The 12284-nt window shown below is 63.5% G+C and carries 11 protein-coding genes and 2 pseudogenes; 6 read left to right on the top strand and 7 right to left on the bottom strand.

Translation table 11 applies throughout. From position 1 onward, the window contains the following. Position 1 precedes the first annotated feature (1 nt). Positions 2 to 760, top strand: a complete 759-nt coding sequence (locus tag AB3X89_RS11915) for a phosphorylase (protein ID WP_368583446.1) — start codon at positions 2 to 4, stop codon at positions 758 to 760. Between the two features lie 23 nt (positions 761 to 783). Here the strand turns inward: AB3X89_RS11915 and AB3X89_RS11910 are convergent, their stop codons facing one another. The 3 genes and pseudogenes from AB3X89_RS11910 to AB3X89_RS11900 form a co-directional block, all read right to left on the bottom strand. Continuing rightward, a complete protein-coding gene (locus tag AB3X89_RS11910) occupies positions 784 to 1005 on the bottom strand; it encodes a hypothetical protein (protein ID WP_368583445.1) in 222 nt (73 codons plus the stop codon). Between the two features lie 104 nt (positions 1006 to 1109). Continuing rightward, positions 1110 to 1265 (bottom strand): annotated as a pseudogene (locus AB3X89_RS11905) (acyl carrier protein); the annotation flags it as partial. Beyond that, positions 1262 to 1563 (bottom strand): annotated as a pseudogene (locus tag AB3X89_RS11900) (hypothetical protein). The pseudogenes AB3X89_RS11905 and AB3X89_RS11900, both read right to left, overlap by 4 nt. A gap of 445 nt (positions 1564 to 2008) precedes the next feature. On the opposite strand from AB3X89_RS11900, the gene AB3X89_RS11895 reads away from it, so the two are divergent. Next, the gene (locus tag AB3X89_RS11895) at positions 2009 to 2308 is read left to right on the top strand and encodes a DUF3828 domain-containing protein (RefSeq protein WP_368583444.1); all 300 of its coding nucleotides are present in this window, start codon (positions 2009 to 2011) and stop codon (positions 2306 to 2308) included. A gap of 220 nt (positions 2309 to 2528) precedes the next feature. Next, the gene (locus AB3X89_RS11890) at positions 2529 to 3014 is read left to right on the top strand and encodes an acyl-CoA thioesterase (RefSeq protein ID WP_368583443.1); all 486 of its coding nucleotides are present in this window, start codon (positions 2529 to 2531) and stop codon (positions 3012 to 3014) included. Positions 3015 to 3109: 95 nt separating this feature from the next. Here the strand turns inward: AB3X89_RS11890 and AB3X89_RS11885 are convergent, their stop codons facing one another. Then, entirely contained in the window at positions 3110 to 4129 is a 1020-nt protein-coding gene (locus AB3X89_RS11885; RefSeq protein WP_368583442.1) for a VacJ family lipoprotein, read from the bottom strand. 2 nt (positions 4130 to 4131) lie between these two features. Next, a complete protein-coding gene (locus AB3X89_RS11880) occupies positions 4132 to 6747 on the bottom strand; it encodes an MMPL family transporter (RefSeq protein ID WP_368583441.1) in 2616 nt (871 codons plus the stop codon). Positions 6748 to 6957: 210 nt separating this feature from the next. Between AB3X89_RS11880 and AB3X89_RS11875 the strand changes: the two genes are divergently transcribed. Then, complete coding sequence (locus AB3X89_RS11875; protein WP_176120875.1) at positions 6958 to 7560, top strand: phospholipid-binding protein MlaC; 603 nt, start codon at positions 6958 to 6960, stop codon at positions 7558 to 7560. Positions 7561 to 7675: 115 nt separating this feature from the next. Here AB3X89_RS11875 and hpnH read toward each other — a convergent pair whose 3' ends face one another. Beyond that, positions 7676 to 8830: an adenosyl-hopene transferase HpnH gene (gene hpnH / locus AB3X89_RS11870; RefSeq protein WP_013092815.1), complete on the bottom strand. Its 1155-nt coding sequence runs from the start codon at positions 8828 to 8830 to the stop codon at positions 7676 to 7678. Positions 8831 to 8840: 10 nt separating this feature from the next. After that, positions 8841 to 9785: a 4-hydroxy-3-methylbut-2-enyl diphosphate reductase gene (ispH, locus tag AB3X89_RS11865; RefSeq protein WP_368583440.1), complete on the bottom strand. Its 945-nt coding sequence runs from the start codon at positions 9783 to 9785 to the stop codon at positions 8841 to 8843. 376 nt (positions 9786 to 10161) lie between these two features. Between ispH and hpnC the strand changes: the two genes are divergently transcribed. Together hpnC and AB3X89_RS11855 are read left to right on the top strand one after the other, a co-directional pair. Further along, a complete protein-coding gene (hpnC, locus tag AB3X89_RS11860; RefSeq protein ID WP_368583439.1) occupies positions 10162 to 11028 on the top strand; it encodes a squalene synthase HpnC in 867 nt (288 codons plus the stop codon). After that, the gene (locus AB3X89_RS11855; protein WP_368583438.1) at positions 11028 to 12200 is read left to right on the top strand and encodes a glycosyltransferase; all 1173 of its coding nucleotides are present in this window, start codon (positions 11028 to 11030) and stop codon (positions 12198 to 12200) included. The genes hpnC and AB3X89_RS11855 overlap by 1 nt, the downstream gene beginning before the upstream one ends. Positions 12201 to 12284: the final 84 nt, after the last annotated feature.

Here is a 12284-nt window from a genome sequence, read left to right as displayed (position 1 = left end):
GATGTCCGTGTCGATGACGCCGTCCGTCGGGACGGGCGATAGCAGTTTGCCAGTGATCGTCGTGACCGGCATGGCGTTCGAGGCGCGCATCGCACGCGGCGACGGCAGCGAGCGCGTCGAGGTCGTGTACGCGGCGCGGGCCGATCTGCTCGAGCGCGCGCTAAGCGCGGCGGTCGCTCGCGGCGCGGCGGGGATCATCAGTTTCGGCACGGCGGGTGGACTCGCGCCGGAACTGGAGCCAGGGGCGCTGATCGTCGCGGATGCGGTGCATGGACCGTTTGGACGCATCGACACGGATCGACGGTGGTCGGAGCGGATTGCCGCCGCGGTAACCGACGTCAGGACGGCCGAACGGCTCGCGGGACGTGTGCGTCGTGGCGCAACGGCGGCGGTCGCCGCGCCGCTGATCACCGCGGAAGACAAACGCGCGCTGCACGAATCGACCGGCGCGCTAGCGGTGGACATGGAATCGCACATCGCGGGGGCGACCGCTGCCGCGCACGGTCTGCCGTTCGCCGTGTGTCGAGCGGTCGTCGATCCGGCCTGGCGCACGCTGCCGCCGGCCGCGACGGCGGGTTTGCGCGACGACGGCACCACCGCGCTCGGGCCGATTCTGCTCGAATTGCTGCGGCAGCCATCGCAACTGGGTGCGCTGCTGCGGCTCGCCGGCGATGCGCGCGCCGCGCGGACTACGCTGGTCGAGACGCGGGAGGCGTTGGGCGAGGGCGGCGCGCTGCGGTTCACGGGTGTCGCCGGTTGAACGACGGCGATGGCAGCAAGTCGCTAGCGTGTGCGGGAGCCGCACTTGGAGCGGCGACTCGGGTCTTCGCCTAAGTCCCTTAGGCGGTTGCGTAGCCGCTGGTTGTCCGCGAAAAGCCCGGCAAATGCCACTGTGAACAGCAGCAGCGCAAACCACTGGCCGCTGTAGCGAATCAGCGTCCATGCGATCGCCGCACCGGCGATAGCGGCGAGCAGAAGCGCCGCTTTATCGACGATCCAGTTCATACCAGTTCGGTTCGGTGGAGCGCCAGACAGGCGTAGTGTCGGCGCGCCGGCCTATTGCGCCTGTATGGAAAACCGTCCGCCTGCACGTTGAACGTGAGAGCTCACCTGTCGATAAACTCGACACCATCAAGTCCGGTTACCCCCAGGTCCTGTTCAAGCCTGGTAGAGGGCGTCAACTTCAGTGGGCCACCAAAGATTGGCCGTCCTAGTTCTTCGCGAGTGAAAGCCTCAAGGCGTTCCCAGATATCCGTGTCATTCACAGCAGCCTGTCCTCGGGCAGCGCCAGACGGTTATAGGTCGTCACGGTGCGACGCATGATCTGTATCGCATCCGCAGCGAGAAAAATCTCCCCAATGACTAGGACCCGGCCGGCGAATGCACCAAGATTCCGCGTGAAAGCAATCCGAACTGCTACTTGCCCGACACCGGTATATCCGCCTGTCCTAAAAGGACCACTGCGGCAGCTGTGAGGTCGCTTATCCCGAATTGTTTAGCCGTTTCATCAAGCGCTACGGACGTCAACAAATCCACGGCTCGAATATTTTTGTGTATGCCCAACGAATACCGTTATCGCTCACTGCTTTCTCCCGTCTGTAAAACGAGGAAATTCTAGCTGACGAATGCTCTTTTTATTTGAGATAACGTTTTGACTATAGAAATGGTGGATTTAATCGCAAATTATGGTGAAATTAATTTTCACTGATCGACATGATCAGCGCGTCCCGCTAAATTTCAGGCGATGTTGGACGAAAATACACTGCTTATCAGGGGGCCGGCCCTATCGAACCATCAAACCCGCATACAAAATATTCCGGCGCGAATGACTATGATCAATTTATTTTGTGCGTTTTTGCCTCACTGGCGCTTTCGTTGACACTCAAGCCGGGCGTAGCTAGCCCAGCGACTCCGGATACACCAGAAACTGTTGTAAAGGCGTTTTACACACGGTATTTTCAACAGGAGGGCAGCGTTTATCAATTGACGGATAACCACATTTACAACTATGTGGCAAAACCAACGGTCGATAATCTGCGGGATTGACTATCGTCACAAACGCTTGCCAGGCGGCGCGGACTACTTCACGCGGGCGCAAGACCTTGATCCACAGATATGGCTCAAAACGATGACTTTGCACCCGGCAATCGCGCTCGGCGGGACCGGGGTAATTCCAGTGACGTTCGGCTTAGCCGAAAAGCAGAATCTCCTCGTGTTCGTCGCAATGGAAAACGGACACTGGCGGATAACCAAGGTAGAGGACACAACCGGCTACCAAGGATTCCACCGGTATGACCCGATGGACTAGGCAGTACATCCCTGACCTGCCCGCTCGCTCTCGAGCGGGCTTTTTCCGTCGGTCGCAACCATCGCCAGTCCTTTAAGAGAACCGCCGACTATCGGCACGATTAATTATGCAATCGTTGATATACTAGGGAAAACCCTTATCTTTGGTACAATGCTAGCGTTAACCCCTAGGTTCTGGCGCATGACGCGCCTACCCGGGAGCCTCAGACACGGAGTACCAAATGAATTTCCACACAAGAAAATGGGTCAAGCCCGAAGACCTGAATCCCAACGGGACGTTGTTCGGCGGCAGCCTGCTGCGCTGGATCGACGAAGAAGCCGCGATCTACGCGATCTCTCAGCTGGACAACCAGCGTGTGGTGACGAAGTTCATGTCAGAGATCAACTTCGTCAGCTCGGCGCGCCAGGGCGACATCATCGAACTGGGCATGACCGCGACGCATTTCGGCCGCACGTCGATCACGCTGCGCTGCGAAGTGCGCAACAAGATCACTCGCAAGAGCATTCTGACGGTCGAGAAAATGGTGTTCGTCAATCTCGACGAAAACGGCGACCCGGCGCCGCACGGCCGCACGCGTATCCGTTACGCGGACGAGCAGTTCGCTCACTATCGCGCGAACTCCAAGCCGGTGCCGCAACCGGCATCAGTCGCGACGGTGGAGGAAGATCGGGTCGCGGCGCGCAGCGAGGTCGAGAGCCTGCACTGAGCGGGCTGTAGTAAGGCCCGCGGGTTGGTCGGGCGACGGTTGACTTCCACGCGGGGCGCCCATCGAGGGCGCCCCGCTGTGCTTTGGAGCGCGTATTACTGCGGAGACGACGCCGGCGCCGCAGGCGCAGCCGGCATTGCACCCGCGCCACTGTCCCCCGGATCGGCGTAGTTCGGCAGATCCGCGCCAGGCGCTTTGGTCGCGCCGCCGGAAGCCCCATTGGGCGCCGGCGCGGACTCACCCGGATCGTTGTAGTTCGGCAGCGCGCCCGGCGCGCCCTTGGCCGCGCCACCCTCTCCTGAGGCCCCATTCGGCGTCTCGCCCACATCGCCCGGATCGGAGTAATTCGGCACGCCGCCCGCCGGCGCGCCTGCTGCGGGGGCAGCAGCGGGACCGGTATCGCCGTGATCGTCGTACTCCGGCAGCGGCGCCGGGTTATTGCCCGTGCCGCGCAGACGCGCGAGGCGCTGCTGCACATAGGCATCACGCACGAACGAGTATTTGTCGAGTGCAGCCTGCTCCAAAAGGCTGGTCGCGCCGAGCAGATCCGACCGCGTGCTGACGAACTGCAGCACGTACAGCGGATTGCGGGTCGCCGGTTCGACATAGTTCAGCGGATTGAACTTCACATCGACGACGAGCCCCATGCTGTCGCGCACCGTGCTCGGCCCGAACAGCGGCAGCACCAGATACGGACCCGACGGAATGCCCCAATGCCCGAGCGTCAGACCGAAGTCCTGATGATGCTTGGGCAGGCCGGCCGGCGTTGCCCAGTCGAGCAGGCCGCCGATACCAAACACCGAGTTGAACGCGAACCGCATGATGTCTTCGGTCGCGTCGGTGATCTTCAGTTGCAGCAGCGCGTTCGCGGCGTTGGTGAGATCGCCGAGGTTCGAGAAGAAATTGCTGACGGCGGTGCGCAGCGGCTGCGGCGTCACCTTCTGATAGCCCTTCGCGACCGGCACCGCGATATAGCGATCGACTCCGTCGTTGAAAGTGAAGATCGCCCGGTTCACTGGCTCGAACGGATCGCCCGGCTTGCGATCCGGGGCGGTCGCGCAGCCCGAAATGAGACCCGCGGCGGTGAGCGCCAGCGCGGTGTTACGCAGCTTCATGCTTATATTCCTTTTTGCTTCCCGCGACGTTGACGCGGCTTGCCCATCAGCACCGGCTGGAAAACCACCGCGCCGATCAGCGTGCAGAACAACGAAAGCGCGAGCAGCCTCCCCATGCTGGACGTGCCCGGATGGTGCGACAGCCACAGGCTACCAAACGCGGTGGCCGTTGTGGCGGCGCTGAACAGCACCGCATGCGTGAGGCTCGACTGCAACAGGCCGGTCTGGCCGTGGCGCCACGCCATCACGAAGTAGATCTTGAACGCGACACCGACGCCGAGCATCAGCGGCAGCGCGATGATGTTCGCGAAGTTCAGCGGCATCCCGAACACCACACACAGCTCGAGCGTGACCAACGCGGAGACCAGCAGCGGCACCAGCGTGCGCAGCACGTCGCCGATCCGGCGCAACGCGATCCACAGCAGCACGGCGATGGACAGCAGCGCATAGACGGCCGCCTGCAGGAACGCCTTGATGATCGTGTTGGCCGAATGGATGATCGAGATCGGTCCGCCGATCGCGCCCGGCTCGGCCTGCTTCACCGCGCGCGCGAAGCGGGCGAGCATCTGGTCGTCGTTCGGGTCGACGCCGGGCGGCACCTTCGGCGCGATATCGACGAGCGAGTGGCCGCCCTTGCCGATCCACATCGCGGTGATGCCTGGCGGCAGCGTCTCCTGAGTAATTTCGGTCGGCTGCAGAAGGTTCTCCAGCTGCTTCAACGCGATGCGCAGCGTGTCGGACATCGCGACTTCGGCGCGGTCGCGCGTGGCGGCGTCGGCGGCCGCGAGCTTTTGCAAGGTCGTCGACAGATGCTGTGCCTCCGCCGCGCCCGGGCCCGGGTGGTCCTCGGCGGCGAGCGACAACTGATTGGCCGCGCGCTTCAAGGCGGCGACGCGCACCGCGTCGGTGGCTTGCGGCGCAGGCTGCTGTTGCAGCGCCGGCAGCAGTTGCTGCGCGGCGCGTGCGATCAGCATCATCTTCTGCTGCTGCTCGGCCGGCACGAAGGTGCTCAGCGTGTTGACGCGGCCCACTTCCGGCAGCTTGCGCAGCCGCTCGGCCATCGCGTCGGCGTCGGCAAGCGACGGCGCCAGCGCCTGCACGTTGTTGACCGCGGCTTCAGGTGAATCCTTCAAAGACAGCAATGTCGCCATCGACTCCGTATGCGGGTCCTTCAGATGCAGCGGATTGAAGTCGAAACGCAGGTGCGCGAGCAGCGGCGTCGCGCCGATCACGACGATCAGCGTGCCGATCAGCACCGGCTTGCGATTGCGATCGAGGAAGTCGTCGACGGGTTCGAGCTGCTTGAAACCCGGCGATGCGACTTCCCCCGGCGGATTGAAGATCTTCAGCAGCGCCGGCAGCAGCGTCATGTTGGTGAAGTACGCGACGAACATGCCGACGCCCGCGATCTGCCCAAGCTCCGACACGCCGCGATACGCGGTCGGCAGGAACGAGAAGAAGCTTAGCGCCACTGCCACGGCCGCGAGCGTGAGCGGCACGCCGATGCTGTGCGCGGTGTGCATCAGCGCGGCCGATAGCCGGTCGTCGCGGTTGCGCTCCTCGCGATACTTGACGCCGAACTGCACGCCGAAATCGACGCCGAGCCCGACGAACAGCACCATGAACGCGACCGAAATCATGTTCAGCGCGCCGACCATCAACAGGCCGAGCGCGGCCGTGATCGCGAGGCCGACGAACAGCGTGATGAACACGGCCGCGATCATGCGGCCCGAGCGCAGCGCGAGCCACAGAATGATCAGCACGACGATGAAAGTGCCGATGCCGTTCAGCACGGCGCCGTCCTGCACCGACGCGAACTCCTCGTCTGCGAGCGGCTGTTCGCCGGTCAGGCGGATCGTCGCGCCGTAGCGCTCCTGAAGATGCAGCGACACCGCGGTCGCGCGAATTGCCCTCGATGCGCTTGCACCCGGCTCCAGCGCGTCGTAGTTGACGACCGGCTGCACGACCACGAACGAACGCGCCGGATCGGTGGCGGCGCTCTTATCGACGAGCGCGCGCCATGAAAACGCGGCGGGCTGGCCGGCCAGCACGCGATCGAGCGTGTTCGCGCTTTGCGCAAGCAGCCGGCTCATGTCGGAGAGTTTGACCTGGCCCAGTTGCAGCGGCAGCAGCAAGCTCGTGGTCAGCGTGCCGGCGAGACCGGTCAGGCTCGGATCATGCGCAAGCTGATTGACGAGCGGGCGCGACTGTACGAGTTGCGAGGTGGTGGACATCACCTCGTCGGTGGACGGAAACAGCAGGCCGTTGTGTTCGAAGAACGGGCCCCCGGAGGGTTGCGAGACCGACGTGAACTCTTTGGGATCGGCTCTGAGCGCGGCGGTCAGAGCGTTGGCCGCGGCGTCGGCGAATTCGGGCGCGCGCGCCTCGACCACCACCAGCATGGTGCCGCCGCGGTCGGGGAAGGCTGAGTCGATCGCATTCTGGGCTGCCGCCCATTGCTTGTCGGTCTCGACGAGACGGCTGATGTCCGTGTTGATCCTGAAGTTATGCGCGACGTATATGCCGCTCAGGACAGCGAGCACGATCGACAGCGCGATGATCCTGAGCGGATGACGCACCGAGTACGCGACGAGACGGACGATGTATGGCTTCAGCATGTAGGCGGACGTGGCCTTATCACGGGTGTTGTTTTTGACGAAGGTGCATAAGTATACAGAGCCCGGGCAAGCAAGCCCGACTTCGGTAGCAAGTACGACTCCTGACAGCTTCGCCAGGATGGGAACGTAATCCCCGCTATACTGGTCTACCCTCTTTAGCCGCGGGGCTGCGGCCCGCCGGCGCTACTTCTTTCGAGTCATGACAAGCGTATGAAACGATATCTGACTGCTTTTGTGGCTGCGGCCGTGGTATCCACGGCGGCGTTTGCGCAGAGCGCACCCGACGCGGTGGTAAAAAGTGCAGTCCAGGGCACGGTGACTGCAATGAAGGCTGACCCGCAGGCGCGCGGCGGCGACATGGCGAAGATCACCCAGGTCGTCCAGACGCACTTCCTGCCCGCCACCGACTTCCAGCGCACCACGCGTATCGCGGTCGGCAAGCCGTGGGCGACCGCGACGCCGGAACAGCAGAAGCAACTGTACGAGCAGTTTACGCTGCTGCTCACGCGTACCTACGCCGCATCGCTATCGCAATTGCGCGACCAGGAAGTGAAGTTCCAGTTTGCACCGGTCAGCGCGCCCGCCGGCGCGACCGACATCGTCGTGCAATCGCACGTAATCAGCACCGGCGGCGACGATGCGATCGACTACCGGCTCACCAAGGGCCCGTCGGGCTGGAAGATCTACGACATCAACATGATGGGCGCGTGGCTCATCCAGGTGTATCAGACGCAGTTCGCCGATCAGATCGCCAAAGGCGGCATCGACGGGCTGATCAAATTCCTGACCGAGCATAATGCGCGCGGCGCGTAAGCGGGTCGGTCGACAGAAGCGTTAGTCGCTAAAAGAAAAGCGCGGTGGCCTTGATTGGCCACTGCGCTTTTTTCATCCTTCATAGGCGGCGCCCGGCCGCCTCCTGTGGAACGCGTTAGTGCGTCGCCGTCGCGGTCTCCACCTTCTTGCCCTTGCCGGCGCGCGTGATTTCTTCGAGCTTGATCTCGACGTGACGCGAGAACACGTACTCGGCGGGACGCTGCTTGTCGAGCGGGATGTCCTGCGCGAACGCGCCCGTGGTCTTAGGACCGCGCATGCTGACCTTCAGCGCCTTCAGCGGATGCGCAACCGTGTCCATCACGGCCGTGGCTTCGAAACCACAGTGGACCATACAGTCGGCGCACTTCTCGTAGTTGCCGGTGCCGTACTTGTCCCAGTCCGTGGTTTCCATCAGTTCCTTGAAGGTCTTCACGTAGCCTTCGCCGACCAGGTAGCAAGGCTTTTGCCAGCCGAACACGGTACGCGCCGGGTTGCCCCACGGCGTGCATTCGTAGGTCTGGTTGCCCGCGAGGAAGTCGAGGAACATCGCCGACTGGCTGAACGACCAGTTCTTGCCGTTGTTGCCGCGCTTGAAGATTTCGCGGAACAGCTGCTTGGTCTTGTCGCGGTTCAGGAAGTGCTGCTGATCCGGCGCGCGCTCATACGCATAACCCGGCGACACCGTGATACCGTCGACGCCCATCGGGCCAAGCGTGTCGAAGAACTTCGCCACACGTTCCGGCTGCGCGTCGTTGAACAGCGTGCAGTTGATGTTCACGCGGAAGCCGCGGCGCTTCGCTTCGCGAATTGCGGCGACGGCCTTCTCGTAGACGCCTTCCTGCGACACCGAGTGATCGTGCGCTTCCTTGTCGCCGTCGAGGTGAACCGACCACACGAAGTACGGATTCGGCTCGTAGTCGTCCATCTTCTTTTCCATCAGCAGCGCGTTCGTGCACAGGTATACGAACTTCTTGCGCGCCATGATGCCCTTGACGATCTGCGGCATTTCCTTGTGCAGCAGCGGCTCGCCACCGGCGATCGACACGACCGGCGCGCCGCATTCGTCGACTGCCTGAAGGCATTCTTCGAGCGACAGACGCTGGTTCAGGATCGGATCCGGATAGTCGATCTTGCCGCAGCCATTGCAGGCGAGATTGCAGCGGAACAGCGGCTCCAGCATCAGGGCGAGCGGATAGCGTTTGTTGCCGGAGAGATGCTGGCGCATGATGTATGCGCCGACGCGGACTTTCTGTAGCAGCGGAATAGACAAGGCGTCCTCCTTAAACTTCGCGTGCAGCGAGTGGTTGCATCAGTTTCGATGGCAACTTGAATTCGACTTTTTCTTCACGGCCCGCCATCGTCGTGACATCGACGGGCCCCAATGCGCGCAGCGCATCGATTACGTTTTCGACCATTTCTTCGGGTGCCGACGCGCCGGCCGTGATGCCGACCGTGTGCACGTTAGCGAACCATTCCGGCTTCACTTCGGAGCCGTCGGCGACGAGGTAGCTCGCCACGCCACTCTCACTGCCGATTTCGCGCAACCGGTTCGAGTTCGAGCTGTTGGTTGCGCCGACCACCAGCAGCACGTCGACCTGTTTGCTCAGCTCGCGCACTGCAGCCTGGCGGTTCTGCGTTGCATAGCAGATGTCGCGCGTGTCGGGACCGACGATGTCGCTAAAGCGGCGCAGCAGCGCGTCGATGATGCCGCGCGTGTCGTCGACCGACAGCGTGGTTTGCGTCACGTAGGCGAGCGGCGCATCGACCGGCAACTGGAGCTTCGCGACCTCTGCCTCGCTCTGCACCAGCAGCACCGTGCCGGGAATCTGGCCGATCGTGCCTTCCACTTCGGGATGGCCGGCGTGGCCGATCAGGATCAGCGTGCGGCCGGCGGCCACGTACTGGCGACCCTGCACATGCACCTTGGTCACGAGCGGGCAGGTGGCATCGAGCACGTCGAGGCCGCGCGCTTCGGCATCGCGTTCGACGGTTTGCGCAACCCCATGCGCGCTGAATATCGCGACGGCACCTTGCGGCACTTCATCGAGCTCCTCGACGAAACGCGCGCCCTTCTGGCGCAGATTGTCGACCACATGACGGTTATGGACAATCTCGTGACGGACATACACGGGAGCGCCGTGTTGCTGTAACGCACGATCGACGATTTCGATCGCGCGGACAACGCCCGCACAAAAGCCGCGCGGCTGGGCAAGGATGACTCGCATAAGTTGGCGAACTCCGACTAACGCGGGTTTCGAAGAAGTCGTGAAACTGACTTTATCGCCGCGCTCATCTTGATTAGTTGACGTCTTGAGCCCCGGCGACCGGCCGGTACAGCAAAACCAAACGCGCATTCTAACGCTATCGGGGCCGCTTTGCTTTCTGGTGCGGCCCGTGTGTTGGGCGCTTGCCGCATCTGCCGGGCCTTGCGGAGGACCGGGGCTACGAGCGTTACCACGATGTAAGGAGCCAGCGCCAGATCGCCTCGTAACGCGCCCGGCCATGACCGCCCACTGCACCGTCACGGCGGAACCCTTAAACTACCGATCCTTGCTGCGCGGACATCGCGCTGTATTACAGAATGGTTTCGAGGCTCGCTGGATGGACGTCGATCAACACGAAAACTTTCCGATCGCGAGCGTGTTGCTGCCGAAGGCGCTACGCGCGCCTGTCGGTATTATCTATCAGGTCGTGCGCACCGCGGCCGATATCTCCGCCGAAGGTCAGTGGAACGCTGCCGAGCGGCACGCCCGTCTGGCCGATTTCCGCGCCGGGCTCGACGCGATCGCGCAACGGCGCGCAGCGCCCGTGCATGCGCTGCTGTTCGGCAAGCTGGCTGGCGTGATCGCGCAATACGAGCTGCCGCTCGAACCGTTCTACGATCTGCTCGACGGCTGCGCACAGGACATCGATACGAATCGCTATGCGGATCGCGCCGCGCTCGTCGACTATTGCCGCCGTTCGGCGCATCCGGTCGGGCATCTGCTGCTGCATCTGGTCGGCGCGGCGACGCCGGACAACCTCGCCGACGCCGACGCGATCTGCACGGCCTCGCAGCTGATCAGCTTCTGGCTCGACGTCGCTGCGGATTGGCAACGACAGCACGTATACCTGCCGCAAGCCGATCTGCTGCGCTTCGGCGTGACCGAGGCGCAGATTGCCGAGGGGGTCGTCGATGACGCGTGGCGCGCGCTGATGGCACACGAAATCGCGTTCGTGCGTGCCACGCTGATCAGCGGCGCGCCGCTCGCGCTGCGCACGCCGGGGCGGCTCGGCATCGAGCTGAGCGGCGCGGTGCATGCCGGACTGCGGTATCTCGAGCGCATCGAACGCGCGGACTACGATGTGTTCCGCAAGCGCCCGGTGCTCAATCTGTTCGACTGGTGCGTGGTGGCGGTACGCACCCTGACAATGCAACTATCCAGGCGCGTCGGCATGGCGGCGCGCTCAATCGAGGGAAATGCTTAATGGCGGCGGTCCTGTTCATTCTTTCGTGTGTTTCCCTGCTGATCTGGTGCGTGCTGCTGTTCGCGCGCGGCGGCTTCTGGCGTGCGCGTCCCGCCGCGCCGCTGACCATCGCGGCGCGCGAAGCATGGCCGGCCGTCGCGGCTGTCGTACCGGCGCGCAATGAAGTCGACGTGATCGCCGAGGCGGTGACGTCGCTGCTCAAGCAGGACTATCCGGGCGCGTTCCACGTGATCGTCGTCGACGATCACAGCACCGACGGCACCGCCGACGCCGCGCGGGCCGCCGCGCTGCAGCTGCAATGTCCGGAGCGCCTCACCGTGCTGGGCGCGAAGCCGTTGCCGCCGGGCTGGTCCGGCAAGGTGTGGGCGCAGTCGCAGGGCATCGAGGCGGTGCGCACGCTCGATTTGCCAGCCGAGTTCCTGCTGTTGACCGATGCCGACATCGGCCATCCCGCCGACGCGTTGACGCAGCTCGTCGCGCGCGCGGATGCCGAAAAGCGCGACCTCGTCTCGCTGATGGTCAGGCTACGCTGCGATTCGTTCTGGGAAAAGGCGCTGATTCCGGCCTTCGTGTTCTTCTTCGCGAAGCTGTATCCGTTCGCGTGGGTCAACAATCCGCGCAACCGTACCGCGGCCGCGGCGGGCGGCTGCATGCTGGTGCGCCGCGCGGCGCTCGAGGAGGCGGGCGGCATCGAGTCGATCCGCGCCGAGCTGATCGACGATTGCAGTCTCGCGGCGCGCATCAAGCATCGCGGCAGCGGGCGTCATCCGATCCGGCTCGACGTGGCGGCGAAGAGCGTGTCGCTGCGTCCGTACGATAGCTGGCGCGACATCTGGAACATGATCGCCCGTACCGCGTTCACGCAGTTGCGCTACTCGCCGCTGCTGCTCGCGGGCACGCTCGTCGGAATGGCGATCATCTATCTGTTGCCGCCGGTCGCGGCGTTGATTCTCGGGCCGCTCGGCTGGCCGGCCTGGATCGCGTGGGCCGCGATGTGCTGCGCGTATGCGCCGATGCTCGTCTATTACCGGCGCGCGCCACTGTGGGCGCCGTTTCTGCCGCTCGTGGCACTGTTCTATGTCGGCGCAACGTTCGCATCTGCGGTGCGTTACTGGCGTGGCAAGGGTGGACAGTGGAAGGCGCGCGTGCAGGCGCCGGTGCAGGAGAGGTGAATTCGTTTGGCGATGGCCAATGATGCTGCCGGCAGAATGCAGACGAAAAAAAAGCGGCTCCTGGCCGCTTTTTTTTTCGTCACG

The sequence above is a fragment of the Paraburkholderia sp. BR14320 genome, from assembly GCF_040948665.1.
Lineage (GTDB): Bacteria > Pseudomonadota > Gammaproteobacteria > Burkholderiales > Burkholderiaceae > Paraburkholderia > Paraburkholderia youngii.
Note: the sequence above shows the minus strand (reverse complement) of the source record. Positions and strands in the feature narration are given on the sequence as shown.